General features: G+C 65.2%; 23 protein-coding genes and 1 pseudogene. 13 read left to right on the forward strand and 11 right to left on the reverse strand.

Annotated elements, in window-relative coordinates; genetic code table 11:
- Positions 1–291: 291 nt before the first annotated feature.
- Together guaD and C7453_RS12995 are read right to left on the reverse strand one after the other, a co-directional pair.
- Positions 292–1,644 carry a guanine deaminase gene (guaD, locus tag C7453_RS12990; RefSeq protein ID WP_114727970.1) on the reverse strand — a complete coding sequence of 451 codons (1,353 nt, stop codon included), beginning with the start codon at positions 1,642–1,644 and terminating at the stop codon, positions 292–294.
- Positions 1,645–1,729: 85 nt separating this feature from the next.
- A complete protein-coding gene (locus tag C7453_RS12995) occupies positions 1,730–3,916 on the reverse strand; it encodes an FUSC family protein (protein WP_371858486.1) in 2,187 nt (728 codons plus the stop codon).
- Between the two features lie 135 nt (positions 3,917–4,051).
- On the opposite strand from C7453_RS12995, the gene C7453_RS13000 reads away from it, so the two are divergent.
- Complete coding sequence (locus C7453_RS13000) at positions 4,052–5,464, forward strand: amidohydrolase family protein (protein WP_211311064.1); 1,413 nt, start codon at positions 4,052–4,054, stop codon at positions 5,462–5,464.
- Between the two features lie 9 nt (positions 5,465–5,473).
- Here C7453_RS13000 and C7453_RS13005 read toward each other — a convergent pair whose 3' ends face one another.
- Positions 5,474–6,424: a ribokinase gene (locus C7453_RS13005; protein WP_114727971.1), complete on the reverse strand. Its 951-nt coding sequence runs from the start codon at positions 6,422–6,424 to the stop codon at positions 5,474–5,476.
- A gap of 140 nt (positions 6,425–6,564) precedes the next feature.
- Between C7453_RS13005 and C7453_RS13010 the strand changes: the two genes are divergently transcribed.
- From C7453_RS13010 to C7453_RS13025, 4 genes are all read left to right on the forward strand, one after another.
- Positions 6,565–7,050 carry a MucR family transcriptional regulator gene (locus C7453_RS13010; RefSeq protein ID WP_114727972.1) on the forward strand — a complete coding sequence of 162 codons (486 nt, stop codon included), beginning with the start codon at positions 6,565–6,567 and terminating at the stop codon, positions 7,048–7,050.
- A gap of 36 nt (positions 7,051–7,086) precedes the next feature.
- A complete protein-coding gene (gene sppA, locus C7453_RS13015) occupies positions 7,087–8,025 on the forward strand; it encodes a signal peptide peptidase SppA (RefSeq protein ID WP_114727973.1) in 939 nt (312 codons plus the stop codon).
- 20 nt (positions 8,026–8,045) lie between these two features.
- Complete coding sequence (gene ihfB / locus C7453_RS13020) at positions 8,046–8,345, forward strand: integration host factor subunit beta (RefSeq protein ID WP_114727974.1); 300 nt, start codon at positions 8,046–8,048, stop codon at positions 8,343–8,345.
- Positions 8,346–8,468: 123 nt separating this feature from the next.
- A complete protein-coding gene (locus C7453_RS13025; protein ID WP_245949021.1) occupies positions 8,469–8,744 on the forward strand; it encodes a hypothetical protein in 276 nt (91 codons plus the stop codon).
- 290 nt (positions 8,745–9,034) lie between these two features.
- On the opposite strand, the gene C7453_RS13030 is transcribed toward C7453_RS13025, so the two are convergent.
- The 3 genes from C7453_RS13030 to trxB all read right to left on the reverse strand — a co-directional run bounded on the left by C7453_RS13030 (position 9,035) and on the right by trxB (position 11,225).
- On the reverse strand, positions 9,035–9,250 hold the full coding sequence (locus tag C7453_RS13030) for a hypothetical protein (RefSeq protein WP_114727975.1): 216 nt from the start codon (positions 9,248–9,250) through the stop codon (positions 9,035–9,037).
- Positions 9,251–9,286: 36 nt separating this feature from the next.
- Positions 9,287–10,174 carry a LysR family transcriptional regulator gene (locus C7453_RS13035; protein ID WP_114727976.1) on the reverse strand — a complete coding sequence of 296 codons (888 nt, stop codon included), beginning with the start codon at positions 10,172–10,174 and terminating at the stop codon, positions 9,287–9,289.
- Between the two features lie 91 nt (positions 10,175–10,265).
- The gene (gene trxB, locus C7453_RS13040) at positions 10,266–11,225 is read right to left on the reverse strand and encodes a thioredoxin-disulfide reductase (RefSeq protein WP_114728057.1); all 960 of its coding nucleotides are present in this window, start codon (positions 11,223–11,225) and stop codon (positions 10,266–10,268) included.
- Between the two features lie 162 nt (positions 11,226–11,387).
- Between trxB and C7453_RS13045 the strand changes: the two genes are divergently transcribed.
- From C7453_RS13045 to C7453_RS13055, 3 genes are all read left to right on the forward strand, one after another.
- On the forward strand, positions 11,388–11,882 hold the full coding sequence (locus tag C7453_RS13045) for an Lrp/AsnC family transcriptional regulator (protein ID WP_114727977.1): 495 nt from the start codon (positions 11,388–11,390) through the stop codon (positions 11,880–11,882).
- 68 nt (positions 11,883–11,950) lie between these two features.
- Positions 11,951–13,042, forward strand: coding sequence for a glycosyltransferase (locus C7453_RS13050; protein WP_114728058.1), 1,092 nt, complete (start codon positions 11,951–11,953; stop codon positions 13,040–13,042).
- Positions 13,039–14,502, forward strand: a complete 1,464-nt coding sequence (locus C7453_RS13055) for an ArnT family glycosyltransferase (protein WP_114727978.1) — start codon at positions 13,039–13,041, stop codon at positions 14,500–14,502. The genes C7453_RS13050 and C7453_RS13055 overlap by 4 nt, the downstream gene beginning before the upstream one ends.
- Before the next feature lie 7 nt (positions 14,503–14,509).
- On the opposite strand, the gene C7453_RS13060 is transcribed toward C7453_RS13055, so the two are convergent.
- The 4 genes from C7453_RS13060 to C7453_RS13075 form a co-directional block, all read right to left on the reverse strand.
- Positions 14,510–14,866 (reverse strand): response regulator, encoded by a 357-nt coding sequence (locus C7453_RS13060; RefSeq protein ID WP_114727979.1) that lies wholly within the window; start codon positions 14,864–14,866, stop codon positions 14,510–14,512.
- Positions 14,863–15,360, reverse strand: a complete 498-nt coding sequence (locus C7453_RS13065; protein WP_114727980.1) for an NUDIX hydrolase — start codon at positions 15,358–15,360, stop codon at positions 14,863–14,865. The genes C7453_RS13060 and C7453_RS13065 overlap by 4 nt, the downstream gene beginning before the upstream one ends.
- 166 nt (positions 15,361–15,526) lie before the next feature.
- Positions 15,527–17,458, reverse strand: coding sequence for a CocE/NonD family hydrolase (locus tag C7453_RS13070; protein WP_114728059.1), 1,932 nt, complete (start codon positions 17,456–17,458; stop codon positions 15,527–15,529).
- Between the two features lie 159 nt (positions 17,459–17,617).
- Entirely contained in the window at positions 17,618–18,103 is a 486-nt protein-coding gene (locus C7453_RS13075) for a hypothetical protein (protein ID WP_174787968.1), read from the reverse strand.
- 186 nt (positions 18,104–18,289) lie between these two features.
- Here C7453_RS13075 and guaA point away from each other — a divergent pair, with 186 nt between their 5' ends.
- The 3 genes and pseudogenes from guaA to C7453_RS13090 all read left to right on the forward strand — a co-directional run bounded on the left by guaA (position 18,290) and on the right by C7453_RS13090 (position 20,709).
- The gene (gene guaA, locus C7453_RS13080; RefSeq protein ID WP_114727981.1) at positions 18,290–19,912 is read left to right on the forward strand and encodes a glutamine-hydrolyzing GMP synthase; all 1,623 of its coding nucleotides are present in this window, start codon (positions 18,290–18,292) and stop codon (positions 19,910–19,912) included.
- 123 nt (positions 19,913–20,035) lie between these two features.
- Positions 20,036–20,199 (forward strand): annotated as a pseudogene (locus C7453_RS13085) (IS3 family transposase); the annotation flags it as partial.
- 123 nt (positions 20,200–20,322) lie between these two features.
- Complete coding sequence (locus tag C7453_RS13090) at positions 20,323–20,709, forward strand: DUF4112 domain-containing protein (RefSeq protein ID WP_371858487.1); 387 nt, start codon at positions 20,323–20,325, stop codon at positions 20,707–20,709.
- Positions 20,710–20,772: 63 nt separating this feature from the next.
- Here C7453_RS13090 and C7453_RS13095 read toward each other — a convergent pair whose 3' ends face one another.
- A complete protein-coding gene (locus C7453_RS13095; protein ID WP_307723113.1) occupies positions 20,773–22,905 on the reverse strand; it encodes a penicillin acylase family protein in 2,133 nt (710 codons plus the stop codon).
- Between the two features lie 564 nt (positions 22,906–23,469).
- Here C7453_RS13095 and C7453_RS13100 point away from each other — a divergent pair.
- On the forward strand, positions 23,470–24,000 hold the full coding sequence (locus tag C7453_RS13100; RefSeq protein WP_114727983.1) for a DUF1269 domain-containing protein: 531 nt from the start codon (positions 23,470–23,472) through the stop codon (positions 23,998–24,000).
- Positions 24,001–24,028: 28 nt separating this feature from the next.
- On the forward strand, positions 24,029–24,457 hold the full coding sequence (locus tag C7453_RS13105; RefSeq protein ID WP_114727984.1) for a hypothetical protein: 429 nt from the start codon (positions 24,029–24,031) through the stop codon (positions 24,455–24,457).
- Positions 24,458–24,502: the final 45 nt, after the last annotated feature.

The raw sequence follows: 24,502 nt of genomic DNA on the forward strand, positions 1-24,502 counted from the left end.
CGATTGTGTCGGTCACATTGGAAAGTCAGGCCATGGCCGCCAGACCTGGATCGGAGGATGACAGGGCATGCCGGGGCCCGGCGAAGGTGTCCGAAACGGCGCGCCGTTCCATGCCGCTCGGTCGGCGGTATGCGGGCATGTCATGGAGAGCTTCCGACATGACGATCCTGAACGTTAACAGTCAGCTAACCTAACATATCGTTTGCTTCTGTAAATGAACTAATGCGCCTGCCGCGCAGCACGGAAGGCGCGGACGGTGCGCCGCCGGCGTGCATTTTCAGGCACAGATATTCAGGCCGGCTGGCCGGCCGGGGCATCGCGGTCATGTACCAGCGCGCCGGCCACATATGTTGCACGGACGCTGCGGTCGTCGCCCAGCATCATCAGCACGAACAGCAGGTCCTCGATTGTTTGGCACTGCTCGGCGCGCTGGGCCATCAGCGGCGTGGCATGCGGGTCGAGCACGCACAGATCGGCCTCCATCCCGGGCGAGATGGTGCCGATCCTGTCGTCCAGATACAGCGCGTGGGCGCCGCCGGCCGTCGCCAGCCAGAAGGCCTGGGCCGGATGCAGCCGCCGGCCGGTCGATTGCGCGACCTTGTAGGCTTCGTTCAGTGTTTGCAATTGCGACAGGCTGGTGCCGGCACCGACATCGGTGCCCAGGCCCACACGTACCGGCCGGCGCGGGTCAAGCGCGTCGAACAGGCGAAAGGCGCCGCTGCCCAGAAACAGGTTCGAGGTCGGGCAATGCGCCAGCGCGCATCCGGCCGCGTGGCAGGTATGGAATGTACCTTCGTCGATATGGACCCCATGGCCCAGTACGCTGCGCGGCCCGACAAGCCCGGCATGGGCATAGACGTCGAGATAGGAAGCGCGGTTGGGAAACAGATGGCTGATCCACTCGACCTCCGCCAGGTTTTCCGACAGGTGGGTCTGCATGAACAGCCCTTCGCGCTGGCGCAGCAGGCTGCCCGCGAGGTCGAGCTGTTCTTCGGTGCTGGTGGCGGCGAAGCGCGGGGTGACGGCATAGAGTTGCCGCCCGTGCTGGTGCCAGCGGTCGATCAGGGCCAGGGATTCGTCATAGCCGCGCTGGGGCGTGTCGCGCAGGTTGGCGGGCGCGTTGCGGTCCATCAGCACTTTTCCCGCGACCATGCGGGTATTCAGGCGCGCCGATTCGGTAAAGAACGCATCGACCGACTGGGGATGGACCGTGCAGTACACGGCGGCGCTGGTGGTGCCGGCACGCAGCAATTCGCGCAGGAAGCGTCGCGCCACGTCGGATGCGTAATCCGGGTCGGCATAACGGGCCTCGGTGGGAAAAGTATAGCGCTCCAGCCATTCCAGAAGCTGCTCGCCATAGGCTGCGATCATGGGCAGTTGCGGGTAATGAACGTGGGTATCGACGAACCCGGCCGAAATGATCCCGTCGCCCCAATGTGTGATCGGCGTATCGGGCGGCAGCGTATCGCGTAGCGCGTCGAAGGCGCCGAACTGCGTGATGCGGCCATCCTCGATCAGGATCAGCGCGTCGGCTTCATACACCAGCGCCTGCGCAGGATCGGCCATGAACGGATTGGCGCCGAAGGTGACAGCGCGGCCGCGCAGGGCATGGCGGGCGGGCGTAGGGGGCAGGGACGGGATCATGATCGGGGTACTCGGTCTGGCTCGATCCGATCAGTGTTGCCCGTTTTGTGTCGGCAGGAAAAGGCGGCACGCCGGGCGGACAGGTCTAGGTGGGCGGACGGTAGGACGACGACGTATCGAGAAACGTCGCATTGGCATCCAATTCGTTCGAAATGACCAGCAGATAGGCAATGGCGCGGGTCAGTTCGATGCGGGCACCGATATTGGGTTCCCGGGCCTCGATGCCGCGCAGGCTGGCCACGGCAAGGCGGGCCGCCTGCGCCGTGCGGCCGTGCTTTCCGGTGAACTGTGCCATCCGGCGCAGGACGAGGAGCAGCGGACGGTGCGCCTGGAGAGGCAGTTGATTGCGGGCCAGTACGGTGCGCACGCGGATGATGTTCAGCCCGATCGTCATGACCGAGAGCGTGCCCTGCAGATAGGCCTCGATGGTCGGTGTCGGTGTGGGGCCGGCATGACGGATCAGCCGGGCGAAGCGGTCGGTGTTCAGCCCGATCCAGTCATGGGTCTGCGGAATGGGCATCGCCGACGCCAGATGGTGCAGGTCGTACAGATTATGTTCACGCATGCGCAGGCGCTCGGTCCTGCTGCTGAAAGGCAGGATGGTGCGGAAGATCAGCACGGAGAACCCGATGCTGGCCAGTAGCGAGAGCGAGGAATTGAAATACGCGATCTCGTTCAGCCGGCCCTGGTTCGACGGACCGATCAGGTTGGAAAGGAAGAGGGTATAGGACGCGGCGGCGCCGGCTGTGGCCGGGTTGCGGGTGGCCAGCCCACCGGCGATCATCGGCAGTGCCAGGCAGGCCGCCAGGACCTCGAAATCCGCCGGACGCGGCAGGATCAGCATGACCAGGACGAACGAGACCCCGACCGCCCACACCGCGCCAAGCAGGAAGTTCATGGTGCCCAGGACCGGGTTTTCGCGGGTGGCGAACAGGCCGCAGGTCAGGGCGACCATGATGATGAAGGCCAGACCGCTCGGCCAGGCGGTGATTTCCCAGATCAGTCCCGCCGAGGTAATCGCGACGGCGGCGCGAATGCCGTTATGGGCCGCTTCCTTGAGGTCGCGATGCGCTTTCAGGCGGAAATGAAAACGGTCTCCACGGATGACACGGTGGCTGGCATCGAATTCCTCCAGCGCCTGCTGGAGTTCCGCCAGCAGTTCCTCCAGCGCGCTGTGCAGGATGCGCCCATCCAGCAGCGACTGGATCTCGGGGCTGTCGGGCGGGTGCTGGCCGCTGCTTTCCTCGGTCAGCGCATTGACGATCTGCTGGCGGCAGACGCCGCGCAGCGCGCGCAGGTCGGCCAGCACCTCCGGCAGGTCTTCGTCCTGTTTCAGGCGAGGCGGCAGGCCCTGAAGATAGGTGCGCACCAGCAGCGACGTTTCGGTAAAGCCCGCGTGGGCCGTACCCAGCGCACGCAGGCGCGCGGTCATGCCCAGCCCGCGCGACAGCAGCACCGATACCGTGGCCAGGGCGGCGCGCGCATGATCGCCCTCATGCCCGTGCGGCCCCATCTCGATCTCGCTGAACTCGATCTGGTCGTTGATCGTCAGGATGGTGCCGAACAGGGCGCGCGAGCGGACGAAGGCTTCCTCGTTGCCGGCCAGCAGGTCGGCAATGGCGTTGGAGGAACTGGTCAGAGCCGAGAGCAACTTCTCGCGAATATTGCGGCGCGCGGTATCGGCCAGGTTATGGGACAGCAGGCCGGCGATCAGACTTTCGCACGTAATGCCCAGCACGATGTAGGTCGAGCGCGACATTGCGATCATGAACACGTCGTTCGGGTCGCGTACGGCATCCAGCGCGATGATGGCGCAGGTATAGCCTGACAGTACCAGCGCGTAGGAGCGGAAGTTGCGCACCAGCGTGGCCACGCTGCAGCACAGGCCGATCCATATGCCGATCGCCGGAAAGAACAGCCACGGCGCCTGTGGAAAGGCCGCCACCAGCGCGACGGCGGAAATAGCGCCGATGGCGGTGCCCACCAGGCGCCATCGCGCTTTCGACAGGCTCTCGCCGCGCGATCCCTGCGCGACGATCCACACGGTCATCGGCGCCCATTGCGGGTCGTCCAGTTCCATCCACATCGCCAGGATCAGCGACAGGATGGCGGCGGCGGTCGTGCGTAGCGCAAAGCCGACTGCCTCGGCCTTGGGGGCATATAGCCACCGCAGATGGCTCAGCCGCCCGGCTCCCGGTGGTCGGAGAGTCGGCGGGCGCCATGACAGGAGGCGATCCAGCATGCTGAGGGCAAAGGCGGGGAAGACGGGCACGGCGTGAGGGGTATCCGGCGGCAGGGGCAATTCACGATTAGACTAGGTCACGCTTCTCCGGGACGATAGCCAGACTGTGTATATCAGTCATAAGCAGCGGAAGTCGCATGGCCGAACCGCCGCAGGGAGAGATGAATGACCGATCAATGGCCCGCCTCACATCGTTCCGGTCCGCATGCGTGGACGGACCTGCGGAACTGCGTGGTATCCGGCGACTGGTTCCATGCACCGGCCGCCGGCCGGCTGGAGCGGATGGCTGGCGGATTGCTGGAAATCGGTGCCGATGGGCGGATCGCTGCGGTCTGCCATGCGGGCAGCGAAGAGCATCGCACCCTGGCGCGGGAGGCGGCACAGGCAGGCCGACTGGTGACGCTGGACGGCCTCCTGATCCCTGGCCTGGTCGACCTGCATGTGCACGCGCCGCAATATCCGCAACTCGGCAAGGGGCTGGACCAGCCGCTGGAGGTCTGGTTGCAACGCTACACCTTCCCGCTGGAAGCGCGCTACGCCGACCGCCTGTTCGCGCGGTCGGTCTATCGGCGCCTCGTGGCCGATCTGCTGGCGGGGGGCACCACCACGGCGCTGTATTTCGCCAGCCGGCATGTGGAGGCGACGTGCGAACTGGCCGATGCCTGCATCGAGGCCCGGCAACGGGCGCTGGTGGGGCGGGTGGTGATGGACAATCCCGATCAGTGCCCGGATTTCTACCGCGACGCCTCGGTGGCCGAGGGGGTGGCCGCCACGCGGGCGGTCGCGGCGCATATCGCGGCCCATCCCGCCAATACCGGCTGGGTGCGGCCGGTCATCACCCCGCGCTTCCTGCCCTCATGCACCGACGACATGCTGCGCGCGCTCGGCCATCTGGCCGGGGAGTGCGGTTGCCATGTGCAGACCCATTGTGCGGAAAGCGATTGGGCGCGCGATTACGGCCAGGATCGTTTCGGGCATAGCGATATGGAGGCCCTGGACCGTTTCGGCCTGTTGACCCGCAATACGGTGCTGGCCCATGGCAATTTCATTACCGGGTCCGACATGGACCTGCTGGCCCGGCGGGGCGGGGCTGTGGCGCATTGCCCGCTGTCGAACGCCTGGTTCGCCAATGCGGTCTTTCCGCTGCGCGCCGCGCTGGACAAGGGCGTGCGGGTGGGACTGGGGACCGATATCGCAGGCGGCCCTTCAGCCTCGATGATGGGGGCGATGCGCATGACGGTGGCCGCGTCGCGCATGCTGCGCGACGGCGTGGACCCTGACCGGCCGGCGGCAGAGCGCGGCCGGCCGGGAAGCGCGGTGGACATGATGACGGCTTTCCATCTGGCCACGGCAGGCGGGGGCGACGCGTTGGACCTTCCCGTGGGCCGCTTCGCCCCCGGCCAGCATTTCGATGCCCTGCGCATCGACCCCGACGCCTCGCTAGGCACCATGCGGCTATGGGGCGACGAGAGCGATGAAGACTTGCTGGCCACGGCGCTCTATACGGCGTCGCGCGCCAATATCACCCATGTCTGGACCGATGGGCAGCAGACGGGGCAGGGGGCGCGGCCCGCATAGCGTAGCCGGTTACGCAGGTTGTGTGGCCAGCAGGCGTTCGACTTCCTGCCGGGTCGGCGCGGCGTCCGAGGCGCCCCGGCGTGTGGTGGCCAGGGCGCCGCAGGCGGCCGCGTAACGCGTCGCGCCGGCCAGATCCATGCCCGATGACAGCGCGACCGCCAGGCCACCATTGAAGCAGTCGCCGGCCGCCGTGCTGTCCACGGCATCGACAGTAAAGGGCGACACGAATCCATGTCCGTATTCGTCTGAATACAGAACGCCCCGCGCGCCCAGTTTCACGATGGCCCGTCGCAGACCCAGGCGGTGCAGTCTGTCGGCCGCATGGCGTGCGCTTTCCGCGTCATGCGGGCGCAGGCCGGTCAGGCGTTCCGTTTCGGTCTCGTTCGGTGTCATCAGTTCGGCGAGGGGAAACAGGTCTGCGGGCAGTCCATCCTGCGGCACCGGTGCGGGGTCGAGAATCAGCCGCGCGCCGGCTTGCATGACGGCCTGGGCGGCCGCGCGCAGCGCGTCCAGGGGAATTTCGCATTGCATCAGGACGATTGTGCCTGGTGCCAGAAGGGGCACCAGGCGGGCGATATCGGTGCCGTCGATCGCCATATTGGCACCGCCCACGACGACGATCGTGTTTTCGCCGCCCGAGTCGGTACAGATCATCGCGAGTCCCGTCAGGTCGCCGGCCGAGCGGTATAAATTTTCGGCGCCGACACCATGCCGCCGGAGCGAATCGGCCGCGAAATCAGCCAGCGGATCGTCTCCCGTCCGGCCCACAAGCCGCACATCGGCGCCCAGCCGGGCCGCCGCGACGGCCTGATTGGCGCCTTTGCCGCCCAGACCGAGCCCGGCATCGTGTGCATGCAAGGTTTCGCCCGGAACGGGAAAGTGATTCACGCGTGCGCTGACGTCGATATTGACGCTTCCGAACGCGATGATTGACGGTTTATTACTTCTTGTAACGCTCATCGTTGGTCGTTCCCGTTAAAAATAAAAAATGTTTCGTAAGAATTATTTGTCTGCGCTGTCATTCCAAGATACTTATGATAAAGAAGCGACGCGAATCGGTGATGTCGTAAGAAGTCATAATAACAGAATGGAATTTCGGTATGTCGGAAATCGAGCAGGGTGCCTCTTTGTTGGAACTCACGGCGCAGATCGTATCCGCGCATGTTTCGAACAACAGCGTAGTCGCCGATGGCGTGCCTGATTTGATCCGGCAGGTCTATCAGGCGCTGACCTCGCTCGGCCAGGTTGCGCCGGAGCCTGAGAAGCTGCAGCCGGCAGTGCCGATCAAACGGTCGGTCTTCCCGGACTACATCGTCTGTCTCGAAGACGGAAAGAAGCTGAAGATGCTAAAGCGGCATCTGCAAAGCGCGTACGGCATGACGCCGGACCAGTATCGCGAGCGTTGGGGCCTGCCCACGGATTACCCGATGGTCGCCCCGAACTACGCCGAACGCCGCTCCACCCTGGCGCGGGAAATTGGGCTGGGCCGCAAGATCACCGCGACGGTGGAAGAAACGCCGACCGAGAACGATGCCGCCGCCAAGCCGGCCCGCCGTGGGCGCAAGCCGGCCGCGCCGCAGGAGTAATCGTGCGGTTAGTGTCGCGGATCGTCCGGCAGTCCCATGGCTGACCCCGATCTGGTGGTCGACCGGTTGCGTCTGCGCCGCCGACTGATCTTCTGGCGAGTGGGGGCGGTGGCCTCCTTCGTTCTGGCCTGGCTGGGGCTGGGTGGTCATACGCTGTTCCATCATACCCCCATGATTGGCAGCGACCACTTGGCCAGGGTCCGGGTCAGCGGGATCATCGGGTCGGACAATCGCAAGTTGATCGACCTGATCGACCGCGCAGCAAAGGCCGACAGGGTGCGTGGGCTGGTGCTGTCGGTCGACAGCCCGGGTGGCTCGGTCAGCGGTGGCGAGGCCCTGCACGACGCGGTGGCCCGCTTCGCCGCGCGCAAACCCGTCGTGGTGACGATGGGCGGGGTCGCGGCCTCGGCGGGTTACATGATTTCGGTGCCGGCGCAGCGTATCTTCGCCGGCCAGTCGACCCTGACCGGGTCGATCGGCGTGATCATGCAGGCCCCGGATGTCTCCGGCCTGCTGGATCGCGTGGGCGTGCGGGTGGACGAACTGGTGTCCGGTCCGCTGAAGGGGCAGCCTTCGGCCGTCCAGCCGCTGTCGCCTGAAGGGCGGCAGATGCTCCAGGGTGTCGTGGCAGACCTGTTCGACCAGTTCGTCGCGATGGTGGCAGATGGTCGGCATATGCCGGCCGACAAGGTGCGCACGCTGGCCGACGGTCGCCCCTATACCGGTCGGCAGGCGCTGCCTCTGGGGCTGATCGACCAGATCGGCACCGAGCGCGATGCCGTGGCCTGGCTGGCCCGCAGACAGCACCTTCCCGACACGGTTCCGGTTCTCGATCTGAAGGCGCCGGCCGAGGGAAAATGGATCCCGCGACTGACTCGCAGCATGCTCAGCGTCATTCTTGGTGAGGAATGGGCAGGATCTGTGGTATCGCAAGGTGTTGCGCTCGACGGAGCGGTCGCGCTCTGGAAACCTTGAATCGAAACGGGACAAGACGGATGACCAAATCGGAGCTGATTGCCGAACTGGCTGCTGCCAATCCGCACCTTCTCGGCCGCGATGTCGAACTGATCGTTCAGACGATTTTCAGCGAGATCAGCGCGGCCCTGGCACGCGGGGACCGGGTGGAACTGCGCGGATTCGGGGCGTTCACGGTTAAAAAGCGTGATGCCCGCACCGGTCGCAATCCCCGCACCGGCGAAATGGTGGCGGTAGATGAAAAGGTCGTCCCGTTCTTCAAGGCCGGTAAGGAACTGCGCGAGCGGGTCAATGGCGTCGTCGATTCCGGAGAGGACTGACCGCCCACGCAGGATGGTTGCGACGTGGCACGCCTCCGCGCGCCCGACGGAATGTTCTTGATACGTTCCAGGCTTGGCTGCTACCAATTCTTCTCCATGATTGGCGCCGGACGGCGAGGGTGCGTGAGCGTGCGGGACGTAATCTCTGGTCTTCTTGTGGTGTGTGTCTCGGCGTCCTGCGTTGCCGCGCCGGCCTGGGCCGGTACTCGCACGCATCATCATCGCAGCGGCCTGGCGGCGCATCTCTGCGCATCGCATGACGCGGTGATCGGGACGCACGGCCACAGGCTGCGGGCCATCGGCCAGCGGCATTATTTCGCCCCGATCGGGCAGGCCATGTATTATCGCGACAAATCGCATCGCTGCCGGCTCGGGCGCACCGCCCACCGCCATAGCTAGAACGCCAGGGCAGGGAGAGGCTACGCGCCGTCACCCCTCGCATGGTGCTGCGGCGTGCGTTGCTGAAGGTCGGTTTCAATACCGCCGCTTCCGGCGATCTGACGGCAGCCTCCTGCGCGCCAAGGCTCACGGCCCACGAGACCGCTCCATTCTCGACACATCAGAACTGTCGGCAGAAGCGCAGTCGCAACCGCGCTTCCGTGCGTTATCAGAAGCTTTTGAAACGGCCTCAGTGCAATCGCGCGAAGGCGCCCGGAAAGCGCGCCGTCAACGGGGCTTGTGACAGCCCCTTACAGGGGCCGGTGAGCCCGGTCGATCAGGCGCCGCCAGACCGAGCGCGCCTGCGCCAGCACGGGATTGGGCTGCACCGGAGGGGCGGAGGCGGCCTTGCGGGTATCATCCTTGCGGGCCAGCCAGTTATCCAGACTCACGCCGGCCTTCGCGGCCCGGCGGGCTTCGTAAGCCTGCTTGCCTGAGGCATTGCCCTGCTTGTCGCGGCTGCTCATCGGTCCTGCGGTTCCCTGCGGATGGTATCGGCCCGCTTAGTGATGGCGGCCATTGATTTCCGACAGCAGGAAATCGCGGAACACGGCAACCCGCTTCGAAGTGCGCAGTTCTTCCGGATAGACGAAATACGCATCGACCGTCGGCAGTGGGACGTCGGGCAGGATCTTGACCAGATTCGCATGCGGTCCGGTCGCGTAAAGCGGCACCGAGCCGATTCCGACTCCGGCCGCGATGGCGGATGCCATCGCCGGCAGGCTGTTGACTTCAAGCCGCGCGCCCCGCTTCTCGTCGGACGGCACGCCGGCTTCCGCCAGCCAGTTGATATGCGGAACAGGCGGATGATAACCGCCGAACAGCACCAGCTTGTGGGCAGACAACTCGTCGAGGGTCTGGGGGGTGCCGTATTCCTCCAGATAGCTGGGGGCGGCATAGATCGGCAGCGGGAAATCCGCGAGGTGACGCTGGATCAGGTCGGGCTGGCGCGGCGGATGCATCCGCACGGCGACATCGGCCTCGCGCATGCCCAGATCCAGGTCGTTATCTTCCAGGATCAGGGTGATCGTGATGTCGGGATTGGTTTCCATGAACCGATGCAGGCGCGGCGTCAGCCAACAGGTGCCAAAGCCCGTCGTCGTGGTCACGCGCAGGCGGCCGGCGGCCTTTTCCTTGCTCTCGGTCAGCAGCGACTGCGTCATCGCCAGTTTCGAGAACACTTCCCGCACGGTCTGGTTCAGGGTTTCGCCCTGCTCGGTCAGGATCAGGCCACGGGCATGGCGATGGAACAGCGGAACCTGAAGGGCTTCTTCCAGTGCCGAAATCTGTCGCGAAACCGCAGACTGGCTAAGGTTAAGTACATCGCCCGCATGCGTGAACGAACCGGCTTCGGCCACCGCATGAAAAATACGGAGTTTGTCCCAGTCCAATGCTACGCTCCGATCCTGACAGGAGGAATAGTGAAACCAAAGTTACTTTTGGTGACCGAAACGGGCCGTCCGGTCAAGGATTTGATGGGGGTCAGCCGGGTATTCCAGCCAGGAAACGTTCCGCTTCCAGCGCCGCCATGCAGCCTGTTCCCGCAGCCGTGATCGCCTGACGGTAGATCTTGTCCTGTACATCGCCGGCCGCGAATACGCCGGGCACCGAAGTGCGGGTCCCCCCTGGCTTCGTCACAATATACCCCTCGTCGTCTGTTTCGATCTGGCCACGGAAGATTTCCGTGTGCGGCGCATGACCGATGGCGACGAAGACGCCGTCGACCGACAGATTTTCCGGAGCGCCGGTTTCGGTGTCGCGCAGGGTGATGCCGGTCACCACCGGCGGCTCGCCGTCCGCGATGATCTCTTCGGCCACCCGGTTCCACTTCACCGTGATCTTGGGGTGCGCGAACAGTCGGTCCTGTAAAATCTTCTCGGCACGCAGGCTGTCGCGCCGGTGGATCAGGAACACATGCTCGGCATGATGGGTCAGGTACAGCGCCTCTTCCACCGCGGTATTGCCGCCGCCGATAACGGCCACCTCGCGGCCGCGATAGAAAAAACCGTCACAGGTGGCGCAGGCCGAGACTCCGGCGCCCTGATATTCGGACTCGCCGGGAATGCCCAGCCACTTCGCCTGCGCACCGGTCGCGATCACCACCGTGCGGGCGAGATAGACATCGCCCGAATCGCCGACGAGGCGGAAAGGTTCGTCTGCTTTACGCTCGGCCAGCGCGCATTCCGTAATGATGTCGTGGATGATCCGCGTGCCGACATGGGCGGCCTGTGCGGCCATCTGTTCCATCAGTTCCGGACCCTGGATGCCACGGGCGAAGCCCGGATAGTTCTCCACGTCCGTCGTGATCATCAACTGGCCGCCGGGCTGCAGGCCGGCAACCAGAATCGGCTTCAGGTTGGCGCGGGCGGCGTAGATGGCGGCGGTGTAGCCGGCGGGGCCGGCACCGATCACGAGCAGGTCGGTGGAATGGGTATGGGTCATGGACTCGGCACAGGTCTGTTCAAGCTGCATGGGATATGGCCGCGCGGCGCGCCAGGCACAAGCCATCGCGGGGTCCGATGTCGGCAGCGGGATACTCTTTTCCGCGCGCGGCGCATACCCTATCCTGTGGTCTGATATTCAGGGACGGACAAAACTGACGTGATGGATCTGGATGCGATTGACCGTCGGATCGTAGCGGAACTCCAGGCGGATGGCCGCATGACCAACGTGGAACTCGCGCGTCGGGTTGGCATTTCCGCCCCACCGTGCCTGCGGCGCGTACGCCGGCTGGAAGAGGAAGGGCTGATTCGCGGCTACCATGCCGACACCGACGCGGCGCTTTTGGGATGGACGATCACCCTGTTCGCCCTGATCGGGCTCGACAGCCAGAAGGAAACGGTCCTGACCGCCTTCGAGGCCCAGGTGGCCGGCTGGCCCGAGGTGCGCGAGTGCCACATGATCCGGGGGGGCGGCGATTTCCTGGTCCGGCTGGTGGCGCGCGACGCGGCACATGAAAACCAGTTGACGCGCCGCCTGACCGAAAGCCCGCATGTCAGCCGGGTTCAGACATTGCAGACCATCCGCACCTCCCTCAGCCGCGCCGGCGTGCCGGTGCAGCCGCTGGCCCAGCCTTTCGGCGATACAGACGGCGCATGATGCCCGTCCGGGGCCCGGTCGGCCCCGCATCGGGGGATGGCGCTGGAGAGATCGAAGGCGCCGGCCCGATGCGCTCGGCGCCGGAGGTCAGCATCGTCGTGCCCTGCTATAACGAGCGGGCCAATGTACGCCCACTGGTGGCGGCCCTTTCCCAAGCCCTGGCAGGGCGGGAATGGGAAGTGATCTTCGTCGATGACAGTTCGCCCGACGGCACGATCGACGAGGTCCGGGCACTGGCCGAATGCGACAGGCGTGTGCGCGGGTTGCTGCGCGTGGGGCGGCGCGGCCTGTCCTCGGCGGTGATCGAAGGCGTGCTGTCCTCCTCTGCGCGGATCGTCGCTGTCATGGATGGCGACATGCAGCATGACGAATCGTGCCTGGGCCGCATGATCGATGCCGTTGCGCGCGACGGCTACGACATCGCGGTCGGCAGCCGCCATGTGGCCGGCGGCGACAATGCCGGCCTGGCCAATGGCTGGCGGACATTCCTCTCCGACTCCGGCATCCGCCTGGTGCAGATGACCCTGCCGGTCAGGCTGGGCGATCCGATGAGCGGCTTCTTCGCCATGCGCCGCGACCTGTTCGCGCGCACGGTGCCGCGCCTGTCGGGCACGGGCTTCAAGATCCTGCTTGATGTGTTCCTGTCGGCACCCCAGCGGCCCAGGGTGCTGGAGGTGCCGTTCGTCTTCCGTCCCCGCGCGGCGGGCGAGAGCAAGCTGGATATCCTGGTGCTGGTGCAGTTCGTGGCGATGCTGGCGGACAAGCTGTGCCGCGGGTTCCTGCCAACCCGGTTCGTCGCGTTCTCGCTGGTGGGGCTGGTCGGTATCCTGGTCAACCTGGCGGTTCTGGATGTGGGGCGGCGTCTGGGTGCCGATTTCACGACCGGCCAGTGGCTGGGCACGCTGGTGGCCATGGTGACGAATTTCTGGATGAACAATGCGCTGACCTATCGCGATCGGCGATTGCGCGGGGTGCGGATGTGGCTGGGGCTGGCGCTGTTCATGGTCATCTGTTCGGCTGGCGCCATTGCCGATGTCGGCATCGCGCGGGCGATTTTCAGTCGTGACGGGCAATGGGGGCTAGCGGGCGCCGCCGGGGCTGCGATCGCGGTGGTGTGGAATTATGCCGTGTCCTCGACCCTGATCTGGCGCGTGCGATGAGGGGCGGCGGCGAACGGGCCGGCCTTGCCCTGTCGCGATGGGGCCTGGCCCTCATCGGGGTGACGATTGTGCGTCTGCTGGTGGCGGCCTGCACGCCGCTTTCGCCCGACGAGGCCTATTACTGGGTCTGGTCGCGCGCGCTGGCGCCGGGCTATCTGGACCATCCCCCGATGGTGGCGCTTTGGATCCGTGCGGGCACCGCTCTGCTGGGGAGCGGAGCCCTGGGCGTGCGGCTGCTGGGTCCGATTTCGGCGGCGATCGGCACGCTGTTCCTGGCCCTGGCCGCCCGGGACCTGGGAGCTGGCGACGGGCCGCCGGCCAGCCGGATGGTGCGGGCGGGCGTGCTGCTCAACGCCACGCTGGCGCTGGGCATCGGCGCGGTGATGATGACCCCGGATACGCCGCTGCTGTTCTTCATGACGCTGGCGCTGTGGGCATTGGGCCGGCTGCTGGCCACCGGCCAAGGGGCATGGTGGCTGGTGCTGGGGGCGGCGCTCGGCCTGGCGTGCGACAGCAAATATACCGCCGTGCTGCCCGGAGGCGGCCTGGCCCTGTGGTGTGTGTGCAGCCGCTCCGGCCGCGCGTGGCTGCGCACGCCGTGGCCGTGGTGCGGGGCGCTGCTGGCCGCAATCCTGTTTTTGCCGGTTATCGGCTGGAACGAAGCACATCATTGGGCCAGCTTCGTGCGCCAGGGCGGCCGGGCAGGGGACTGGCGGCCGGCGCGCGCCGTGCAGTTCCTCTCGGAACTGGCAGGCGGCCAGCTTGGCCTGATGACACCGTTGATCGCGCTGGCGTTCGGTGGCGGCCTGTGGAGGGCGTGGCGACGGGCCGGCCGCGATCCGGGGGCTGCGGTGCTGCTGTGGTGGACCATTCCGGCCGAGCTTGTGTTCATACAGCACGCGCTGGGCGACCGCGTACAGGCCAACTGGCCGGTCCTGCTCTATCCCGCCATGGCCATCCTGGCCGCGTCGCCGGTCTGGCGTTTCTGGCGTGCGGGCGCGGCCCTGGGGTTCGCGCTGACGCTAGTGGTTTATATCCAGTCCACGCTCGCGCCGGTTTCCCTCTCGCCGCATCTCGATATCACCCTTCGGCAGATGGCCGGCTGGCAGGGGCTGGCGCAGGCGGTTGACGGGCTGGCAGCGCCTGGCGGGTTCGTTGCGGCCGACGAATATGGGCTGGCGTCGGAACTGGCCCTGGCCCTGCCGCACCGTACCGTGATCGGCATCGAGCCGCGCTGGGCGCTGTTCGCCCTGCCGCGCCCGGTGGAGGGCAGCGGCGTCTTCCTGTGCAGCATGCGGCGGCTGCGCGATCTCGATCTGTCGCCGTTCAGCAATGCCACGCGGATCGGCACGGTGGAGCGGGCACGCAAGGGCAATGTGGCGGAGCGCTATGCCGTCTTCCGTGTGACGCTGGCGCCCGGTTCCCCAGTCGGTGCCGCGCGCCTGCCGGCAGGGGAATAGCGCGCCCCTATCCCGCCGCGCCGGCCAGCGCGGAGCGCACCAGATCCAGCAAGGCGCGGACCCGGAAGGGCTTTTCCAATGTGGGGCCGGGTGCAAAGGCCGCCAGGCGTGCCGGGTCGCCGCTGATGGCGATCACGGGGACGCTCGCCGTTTTCAACCGGGCGACCAGACGGTCCGGCGGCCCGTCGGGCAAGGAAAGGTCGAGAATGGCCAGATCGATCGCTCCCCGTTCCATCGCGTCCAGGGCGGCCTCCACGCTCGCGCAGGCGGTGACGCGCAGGTCGGAGGCTTCCAGCGCCGTGCAGATCAGGTCGGCAATGGTGGATTCGTCTTCCACCAGCAGGATATGGCGGCCAGATGTCATGATGCATGGTCCTCTGCGGGGATAAGACGGCGGAGATCGCCACCAGGGACAGGCCATGGCGCGACCCCCCGGTCGGAAAGCGCCAATGTGCCCAGTTCCAGCAGTCCGGGGCTCATGCGTTCGGGCGCGGCGCGGATCTGGTCGAGCTTGAACCAATCGACGGCAACCGCGTCATCGGCGGCACGGATGTCGGTCTGGCCGGAATCGGCGCAACGCACGACAGCGATGACGTAATGAAAGCGCAGGCGGCCCTCGGGCATGCGGTCCAGCACATCGAAGGCCGTCAGCACGCCCTGCGCGCGGGTCACGAACCCGGTTTCCTCACGCAGTTCGCGTTCCGCCGCCTGGAACAGGGTTTCGCCATGCTCGATCCGGCCGCCAGGAAAGCCCCACAGCCCCTGATCGGGCGGGTTGGCTCGCCGGATCAGCAGCAGGCGCGGCCCACGGACAACGACGGACAGGATGGCGGCCGACACGATGGAGGAAGCAGTCATGCTGGCGATCTTAACCGCATGCCCGCCTCCGGCGCCACCATACCGGGCGGCTTCAGCCTGAAAGGAGATTTGGCCTGGCGCGCGAGAGCGGTCTTGATGGCGACCCGTCGTGACGCACAGGAAACGCGCGCCGGGTCGCCCCCGACGCGCATGTCCGGTCAGGCTGTCAGGGGACGACCGGCAGCCAGATGGCGGTAGACTGTTCCCCGCCCCGATGGATGGTCTGGGTGGCGGCGACATAATCATGCGCCGTGGCACGCAGTATGCTGGGCACGAAGGTCTGCGGGTTGCGGTCGTAGAGCGGGAACAGCGAGGACTGGATCTGTACCATGATCCGGTGTCCGGGCTCGAACACATGATTGACCGCTGGCAGCGTGAAGCGATAGCGCGCCGTCGCGTTGGGCACCGCGGCCACCGAATGGTCGAACCCTTCGCGGTAGCGGCCTCGGAAGATATCCATCGACACTGCCAGTTCGTATCCGCCCATTTCCGGCCGGTCGCCGTTGGTGGCGGGCATCACGTCGATCAGTTTCACCACCCAGTCGGAATCGGTGCCGCTGGTCGCCGCGAACAGGTCGGCCACCGGCACCCCACTGACGCGGACCGACTTGGTCAGCACCGGTGTTTCATAGGTCAGCACGTCCGGGCGGCTCTCGGCGGGGCGCTGGTCCTGTACCAGCCAGGCCTTCCAGCGCGGCCCGTCACTTGCGAAATTGAACGGACGCTCCACGAACGGCACCGGATGCGCCGGATCGGAGACGTAGGAATCCTGCCCCGTAGCCGGGTGGTCGAACGACAGGCTGTAGTCGGCCTGCAGATAGAGCGGCTTCAGCTTATTGTCGCAGCCCTTGTCGTCGCAGGCCAGCGGCCAGTGCGGGAAGCGGTCCCAGTGGTTCTCGCCGGAATTGTAGATGATGGCTTCCGGCAGGTGCGCGTCGGGCGATCCGGGGCGCAGATACTGGTTGAAGAAGGGCAGCAGCACCTCGGCGCGGAACTGGTGCGCGGTGTCGCCATTCCAGTGCAGCGGGCCGAGTTCCGAGCCGTCGTAATTCACCTGGCTGTGGCGCCACGGGCCCATCACCAGCACGTTGGGCACGTTCGGGCTGGTCGCCTTCAGCGCCTGCCAGGAATGGATGGCGCCCCACATGTCTTCCTGGTCCCACAACCCCTGTTCCCAGATGGTGGGAACGGTCAGCGGATGGCGGGTGATCAGCTTGTCCAGCGCCTGGTCCTGCCAGAACGCGTCATAATCCGGGTGGGCCAGCATGCGCTGCCACCAAGGAAACTGGTCCAGCCCGGCGGCGGAGGCGAACTGCGCGGCAGAGCCCGCGCGCAGGAAGTTCGTATAATCGTCGCGATCGACCCGCGGAATGGAAGAGCCCGAGCCCCGCACCGTCATCTGGTCGGTGAAATAATCCAGCCCCCCCTGGCGGAAGGCGCCGTAATGGTACCAGTCATCGCCCATCCAGCCATCGACCATCGGGCTTTCCGGCGCCGCGACCTTCAACGCCGGGTGCGGGTTCAGCAGCGCCATGACGACGGTGAAGCCTTCATAGGACGAGCCCAGCATGCCCACGCGCCCGTTGGACTGCGGCAGGTTGTGCACCAGCCAGTCGATCGTGTCCCACGCATCGGTCACTTCGTCGGTGTTGGTGGGGTTCAGCGGGCCGCGCACCGGGCGCGTCATCACATAGTCACCCTCGGACCCGTATTTGCCGCGAATATCCTGGAACACGCGGATATAGCCGGACTCGACGAACACATCGTCGCCCTGAGGCAGCAGCGCGCGCATGGTCAGCGCGTCCTCGACCCGGTTGAGCCGCTGCGAGGCGTGATAAGGCGTGCGCGTCAGCAGGATCGGCGCATCATGGGCGTCACGCGGGATCACGATCACCGTATGCAGTTTCACCCCGTCGCGCATCGGGATCATGACCTCGCGCTTGACGTAGTCGCGTGCGGCGGTGGGGAAGGTGACATGCGCGGGAATGTCGCTGCCCGTCTGCACCGTCAGGGACGACGCAGCGGCCGGGGTGGCCGGCGGGGGCGGAGCGGCGTGGCCCAGGCTGCTGGTCAGGCACAGGGCGGCCGCCAAGGCGATCGCGCCGCCTGAGCGATGGAAGGAAGGGGTCAAGCGTGGCGCTCCTGCTCTGTCCGCCGTTGCGGAGATGTCACGTTTTTTGCGTGTTCGCACCATGTCGCAACCCGATGGATCAGGCAACCGGCCATCATCGTGGCGTATGCGTCCCTCGGGCCGGTTTCAGTGACCCATGAAATGATCCATGGCGTGCGATTGCGGGCGGGTGAGCACGACATGGGCCCGACAGCGCGGCGTGCCGTACGTGCCCTGTATGGTGGCACCATCGGGCGTGCCTTCGAATACCATCGGAAAGGGCTTGCGGTTCATGTCGTTCAGCATGAGCTGGGCGTGGAACGGGCCCGATGTCGCATCGCGCTGGCCGCGCAGGGTATGCGCGCCGTCGGCAGGCGTGAAGGCGATGCGCTCGCTCCCGATCTGCAAGGTGGAGGGGGCGCGGGTCTCGGGGCAGATGCCGCGTTCGGCGACAAGTGTGCCTGTCCAGATGCCCACCGGGTCCTTGGCGGCGTCGGCCGCCGGTTCCGCCGCCCCGGCCGGCGACAGGCAGCCCGCCGACAGGGCGAAGATGAAGGCACCGGCGATCGCCGCGCGCCCATGGCCGTGTGAACGCGAGGGAAGCAGAGGGCGGTCCAGTCGAAAGAGGGGCACGTTCGGGCTCCGTAACACCTTGGGTCTGTGCGCCAATATGGGCGCGGGCGGGCTGGCGGACCATAGGGTGCCGCCCGCTGCGGGCTTGCACTATACTCTGTGTCGACGCATATCCGGCTCCTGCACGGCCCGCCCGGTCCGCGCAGCGCGCCCTGCGACCGTAACGCCGCGACCGAAAGAGCAACGATGAGCGACGATGTGAAGACCGCCGGTTCCACCCAGACCCTGCCCCAGGATACGACGACGCTGGACGCGGCGTTGCATCAGGACCGGATTCTGATCCTGGATTTCGGCAGCCAGGTCACGCAGCTGATCGCCCGCCGCGTGCGCGAAAGCGGCGTCTATTGCGAGATATGGCCGTTCTCCACCGACGAGGCGAAGATCCGCGCCTTCGCCCCGCGCGGCATCATTCTCTCGGGTGGCCCGGCCAGCGTGCTGGACGACAACGCGCCGCGCATTCCCGATGTGGTGTTCGCCCTGAATGTGCCGGTGCTGGGCATCTGCTACGGGCAGCAGGCGATGTGCCTCCAGTTGGGCGGCGCGGTGGAAACCCACGCTCATCGTGAATTCGGCCGGGCGCATGTCGATATCGTCGAGGATTGCGCGCTGTTCCGTGGCACCTGGACGCGAGGCGGGCGCGAGCAGGTCTGGATGAGCCATGGCGACCGGGTGACGAAGCTGCCGCCGGGCTTCCGGGCCGTGGCCGTCAGCGAGGGTGCGCCCTATGCCATCATCGCGGACGAGGGGCGGCGCCTGTATGGCGTGCAGTTCCACCCCGAGGTGGTGCATACGCCGCACGGCGCGGCCCTGCTGCGCAATTTCACCCACGGCGTGGTGGGCTGCCAGGGTACCTGGACCATGGCCGGCTTCCGCGACATGGAAATCGCCCGCATCCGCCAGCAGGTCGGCTCGGGCCGGGTGATCTGCGGCCTGTCGGGCGGTGTGGATTCCTCGGTGGCGGCGGTGCTGATCCACGAGGCGATCGGCGACCAACTCACCTGCATCTTCGTCGATCCCGGCATCCTGCGTGCAGGCGAGGCCGATGAAGTGGTCAAGACCTTCCGTGGCCGCTTCAACATCAAGCTGATCCATCGCGATGCGTCGGACCTGTTCCTGTCCGCCCTGGAAGGGGTGACGGACCCGGAGGTGAAGCGCAAGACGATCGGCCGCCTGTTCGTCGAGGTGTTCGAGGAAGAGGCCGCGAAGCTGGGCGGCGCGGAATTCCTGGCCCAGGGCACCCTGTATCCAGATGTGATCGAAAGCGTCAGCTTCACCGGCGGCCCGTCGGTCACCATCAAGTCGCACCACAATGTGGGCGGCCTGCCGGACCGCATGAAGATGCAACTGGTCGAGCCGCTACGCGAACTGTTCAAGGACGAGGTGCGCGCACTGGGCCGCGAACTGGGTATCCCCGAAGCTATCGTCGGCCGTCACCCGTTCCCAGGTCCGGGCCTGGCCATCCGCATCCCTGGCGGGATCGACCGCGACAAGCTGGCCCTGCTGCGGCAGGTCGACACGGTCTTCCTGGAAGAAATCCGCGGCGCCGGGCTGTATGATGCGATCTGGCAGGCCTTTGCCGTGTTGCTCCCCGTCCGCACCGTCGGCGTAATGGGCGACGGTCGCACCTACGACTATGCCTGCGCCCTGCGCGCGGTCACCAGCACCGACGGCATGACGGCCGATGTCTATCCGTTCGACATCGGCTTCCTGAACCGCGTCGCCAGCCGCATCGTCAATGAAGTGCGCGGCATCAACCGCGTCACCTACGACATCACCTCAAAGCCGCCCGGTACCATCGAGTGGGAATGATCCCGCGTCTGGCATAGGGTGGCATCATCCTGCATGAGAATGCTCAAAAGCCCGCAGAAATGCGGGCTTTTTTTATTTTAATTCGGCATTGTCTGGCACCTGATGACAGAGGCGATCCGGGGTGACCAAAGGCGGCAAATCATCGACCTGAAACGACCTCGGCTTTCGGTCGTGCGGCAATGCACGGTGTTGCGGCTCAACCGGTCGGGCGTCTGCTACCGGCATGTGCCGCACAGAGCGAGGCGAATCTGGAACTGATGCGGCTGATCGACGCGCAGTTCCTGGAGGCACGAGGCGCAGCGTTCCGCGGTCGGCAAAAGGAATTGCGTTCATGGGCGGCCGCATGTCGTGTTTCGGCGAGGTGCGATCCGGGAATTGAAATCGGCTCGACACCCAACCACATGACCAACATGGCATATGCAGGCACATTTTCCGGGGACGTTCTCCCGCCTCTGACCGACGATGTGGCGCGCCGGCTACGGCGGGTCAAAGCGCTGGCATGGATTCTCGACGCGGCTTTCCGACTGCCGGGCACGAAGTTCCGGCTGGGGTTGGACGCTCTGATCGGACTGATCCCCGGCGGCGGTAGCGCGGTCATGGGGCTTGTCTCGCTCTATATCGTCTGGGAGGCATGGCGGATCGGGGTGCCCAGCCGATTGCTCGTCCGTATGGTCGCCAATGTCGCGATGGAGACGGCTGTGGACACGGTCCCGATGGTGGGCGACGTCTTTGACGCCGCCTTCAAGGCGAACCTGCGCAATGTCGCGCTGATCGAACGCCATCTGAACGGCAAATAACGGCGCCCGGTCTTCCGGACGTGGCGCCGTTATTGGGAATATGGCCTCTGCGCGCGTGGCGCGTCAGCGGAGCTGATCGATAGATTCGACGTGCTTCTCCACCTCGTCGCGTGTCAGCCACAGGTCGCGCAGGGTCTTGCTGCTGAGGTAGGAGAGCTGGTCGGTGTGATGCGGCGAGCCCGGCTGGCTGGAATTGCCATAGCTCAGCAAGCCCTTTGCCTTCATCGGTGTAGAAAAACTGACAAGCGATACCCAGGTTTCACCATGGAACGGCGTCCGTTCGCCGTCTTTCATCGGCCCCCAGGTGATGGTCCGAAAAACGCCGGTATTGCCGAAACCACCATTGCCCGGCAGATTCACATTGCCCAGATGAAAGCGCGAGACCGCGCCGAAGGGCCGATCAATCGCGCCATAAAGCCGCTTCGTCTCCGTGACGGCCTGGGCGAGAAGGTCGACTGCCTGTGTCGGGTTTTTCAGGCCCGATGGGGTGTGAATCGGATCGTCCAGTGACCAGGATATCGCGAAGTTCCCGGAGTCGCCAAACTTAGGGCCCATGAACAGACGGGCCCATGTTTCGAATAGCAGGGCGCCCCTGCTATCGGCATCGTCCGCGCCATCCCAGTTACGCAGGACCCGGACGGCATCCCGGACATCGCGGCGCCTGTCCGTCGCGGCGGCGGCCAGAAGCTCCGGCAGAATGCGCTGCGCCAGCAATGCGTGCGTATTGAGTTTTTTCGACACGATCTCATCAAAGGACATCTTGTCGTTACCCGCCAGCATCGTCGTCGACATCTGGGCCCGGAACGTCATCGGTCCTTTCACGGCAATATAAGCCGGATAGGCCTCGGGATATAATGCGCGCGGATAGGTCGCTACCCACGGAGGATCGTTGGCGTTCTGAACAAAACCCGTCGAAGGGTCAATGATTTTTGGAAGGTCTTCGTATGGGACGATGCTTTTGGGAATGTTCCCGGATCTGTCGCCGGCAACGTAGCTGTTCCAGTCGTTGAAATCTCCGTCCGCGTGCTTCGGAAGGATGCCGTTGTTCAGATACATGATATGACCGTCATGATCCGCATAGACGATGTTGAACATCGGAATCTGCAGTTTTTTGAGAGTGGCCTGGAACTGGTCAAAATTATGCGCCAGCGCCATGTCCCAATATTGCCGAAGCATGAAGGGACGATCGAGGCCGGCCACGTGGAGGGCAAACGCGGTACCGTCGGCCCGTCTGAAAACCGGTCCCTGCACGGCATAATTCTGCGCGAAGCTCTTAGTCGTTACGGTCCCGTCCGGCAGCTTCACCTTGTAGGACAGCGTCTTGGTCGTGAACGCACGCTTCTTGCCGTCCAGACGATATCCATCGCCATTGGGCGTCAGCGTATAACGGGTCGCACCCAGGATCGTATTGACGGTATTGGTAAAGGCGACATCCTTGGTGAAAGCAAAGCGCAGGATCGGAAGCCCGACCTGTGTCGCACCGTAAATGCTGAAGCCCGGCCCGCTGACCTGGGCTTCGTAATAGGTGTAGAAGGCAGTAGCCCATGGCAGATGCGGGTTGGCCAGCAGGACCGCGTGACCGTCCGTGGTGCGTGAGGGGGCAATCGCCCACGCATTCGACCCACCCGCCGCGCGCGACGGCGGGTCGGCCAGCATTTTCTCTTCAGCGGCGATATAGACGTAATTCATCAGCCGAAGAGCATGGGCAATGACATCCACGCCGTTCACGGGCAGGACGGGCCTGACGTCGCTGGCGAGTTCGTTCGGATGGCGTGCCGCGTAATCGTTGATGCCACGTGCGAACGCATCCATATCCTTGCGGAAATCGGGAGATTGCTGCGCGTACCAGGTCTTTGCGCGGTCATACACGCCATTGGCGAGAAGCCAGCGGTCGGAGTCCTCCTCTTTCGGCCCCCAATACTCCGCTGCCCGTCCACGCGCCGTTCCGTATAGCCGCAGCAGGATGTTGCCGTGGCTATGGGCCTGCGCCCACCCGAAACCATAGAAGGCCCCGGCCTCGGTCCGGGCATAGACATGCGGAACCCCGAACGTGTCCCACAGAATCTCTCCCTGGCTCGCCCCCGTTGCGGCGGCCGATGCCTGGCCGCCCATGGCCAGGGACGGGAATACAATCCCGAGACAGAGGGCGGATTTCCAGTTTTGACCAAAGAAAGACAAAAGAGTTCTCCTGAACATTATCTGTATTCAGAGCGTTTCTGTCGGAGCCGGCGGACACATAGGGATAGCGCGGTAAATGCAGCGGCCTCCGCGCCCTGCAAAAAAATCCCGATCCAAAAAAACAAGGCGCTCCGTGCAAGTCAGTCTCTCTGCTCCGCTGGACGGAAATTCCGGGGGAAGGTTTTTTTAGCGTAATGGACCATCCCGAGAAGGGGACGTCAAATCAGACGGTCAGCGGAGCCGATGGCCCGGGACATTGGCAATCTTTCGGCGACCACGATCGCGCTCGTGCCGCAAGGAATCACGCTGCGGTCGCGGCTGACGCCCGGCGTGAACGTGGCGCAGCCGGTGACCAGGCAGATCTATGGAGACCGACCACAAATGGGGATGGCACCTTCTCGCGGTCACTGAGCGGACAATCCCTTGCCCTGTGCCGCCGCACAACGACGGGGCGGCAATCCGGCGACGTATGGCGAAGCTGGGCTGCGTGCAGGGTGGTTGCGGAGACCGGGGATTAAGCGTTTGCTCGCCAGTACGAGGGGCAGCCACCGGGGCGGCTCCCACGTGACACAGGAGGTCTCCATGTCCGACCTTGTGGTTCTCGGTTTCGATACGCTCGACGGCGCGACGCTTGCCCGCGAGGAGATATGGAAACTCGAAAACGAATATCTCGTTGATGTCGATGATGCGGTGGTCGTCCGTCGGACGGATGATGGAAAGATTCATCTAGACCAGTCCGTGCATACGGTGGCCCTCGGGGCGGTTGACGGTGTGTGGAGCGGTATGCTGCTTGGAACCCTGATCGGACTGGTGTTTCTCAATCCGCTGGCCGGTTTCGCCGTTGGCGCGGTGGCTGGCGGGACGGCGGGCACTGTCGGTGGAGCCCTGACCGATTTCGGCATCAATGACGACTTCATGAAACGGATCGGGGCGACCCTGAAGCCGGGCACATCCGCGCTCTTCGTTCTGGTGCGCAAGGTGGAACCGCAGAAGGTCGTGGCCCATCTCCGGGCTCTGAGCGGCCACCCTCATATCGTCCAGACCTCGCTTTCGCCCGAGGCTGAACAGAAGCTGCGCGCGGCTCTGGCAGCGGATAATGGCAGCGCGGCCTGATACAGGCGTGCATAACAGGAGAAATAATGTGGCAGATATTTACGATAAGGTTCAACGGCTTCGCTCCGATCTCGAGACGCTCGGCGCCGATCTGCGGGAGGCCGACACAGCACTGCGGACCGAATTCAAATCGTGGGGCGCGAAGAACGGCGCCAAGGCGCTCCGCAAGACCGCCAAGCGCCTTCAGGAACTCGGCGACACGGCTGTGAGCCAGGCCAACGACCTGAACAAGAAGGTGTTGGAAAAGGTCGGGGACTCGCAGGAGCGTGCGCAGCAGGTCTCCGTGCTGCTGGGCGAGACTGCGGCACGGCTCGAAAAGAGCAATGCCGTGGCCAAATCCGGCGGCATCGTCCGCACGCTGGCCGGCGTAGCCATCGGACTGGCCGTCGTGGGGGGCATCGCAGCACTCGCGAAGCGGTTGTGCAGCAAATCGGAGCCTTACAAGCCCGGACACTAAAAACCGCACACGGGCAGGGGGGCGCGCACGCCTCCCGGCCGATCC

Origin of the sequence: Gluconacetobacter liquefaciens, from assembly GCF_003350405.1 — a bacterium.
Taxonomy (GTDB): domain Bacteria; phylum Pseudomonadota; class Alphaproteobacteria; order Acetobacterales; family Acetobacteraceae; genus Gluconacetobacter; species Gluconacetobacter liquefaciens.

Bases quoted from the DNA above. Each gene is read 5' to 3' on its own strand.
- trxB (WP_114728057.1), bottom strand. From the start codon at position 11,225: ATGACCCATACCCATTCCACCGACCTGCTCGTGATCGGTGCCGGCCCC.
- C7453_RS13055 (WP_114727978.1), top strand. From the start codon at position 13,039: ATGAGGGGCGGCGGCGAACGGGCCGGCCTTGCCCTGTCGCGATGGGGC.
- C7453_RS13010 (WP_114727972.1), top strand. From the start codon at position 6,565: ATGTCGGAAATCGAGCAGGGTGCCTCTTTGTTGGAACTCACGGCGCAG.
- guaA (WP_114727981.1), top strand. From the start codon at position 18,290: ATGAGCGACGATGTGAAGACCGCCGGTTCCACCCAGACCCTGCCCCAG.
- C7453_RS13090 (WP_371858487.1), top strand. From the start codon at position 20,323: ATGGCATATGCAGGCACATTTTCCGGGGACGTTCTCCCGCCTCTGACC.
- C7453_RS13060 (WP_114727979.1), bottom strand. From the start codon at position 14,866: ATGACATCTGGCCGCCATATCCTGCTGGTGGAAGACGAATCCACCATT.
- guaD (WP_114727970.1), bottom strand. From the start codon at position 1,644: ATGATCCCGTCCCTGCCCCCTACGCCCGCCCGCCATGCCCTGCGCGGC.
- C7453_RS13005 (WP_114727971.1), bottom strand. From the start codon at position 6,424: ATGAGCGTTACAAGAAGTAATAAACCGTCAATCATCGCGTTCGGAAGC.
- C7453_RS13100 (WP_114727983.1), top strand. From the start codon at position 23,470: ATGTCCGACCTTGTGGTTCTCGGTTTCGATACGCTCGACGGCGCGACG.
- ihfB (WP_114727974.1), top strand. From the start codon at position 8,046: ATGACCAAATCGGAGCTGATTGCCGAACTGGCTGCTGCCAATCCGCAC.
- C7453_RS13095 (WP_307723113.1), bottom strand. From the start codon at position 22,905: ATGTTCAGGAGAACTCTTTTGTCTTTCTTTGGTCAAAACTGGAAATCC.
- C7453_RS13045 (WP_114727977.1), top strand. From the start codon at position 11,388: ATGGATCTGGATGCGATTGACCGTCGGATCGTAGCGGAACTCCAGGCG.
- C7453_RS13030 (WP_114727975.1), bottom strand. From the start codon at position 9,250: ATGAGCAGCCGCGACAAGCAGGGCAATGCCTCAGGCAAGCAGGCTTAC.
- C7453_RS13050 (WP_114728058.1), top strand. From the start codon at position 11,951: ATGCGCTCGGCGCCGGAGGTCAGCATCGTCGTGCCCTGCTATAACGAG.
- C7453_RS13065 (WP_114727980.1), bottom strand. From the start codon at position 15,360: ATGACTGCTTCCTCCATCGTGTCGGCCGCCATCCTGTCCGTCGTTGTC.
- sppA (WP_114727973.1), top strand. From the start codon at position 7,087: ATGGCTGACCCCGATCTGGTGGTCGACCGGTTGCGTCTGCGCCGCCGA.
- C7453_RS13000 (WP_211311064.1), top strand. From the start codon at position 4,052: ATGACCGATCAATGGCCCGCCTCACATCGTTCCGGTCCGCATGCGTGG.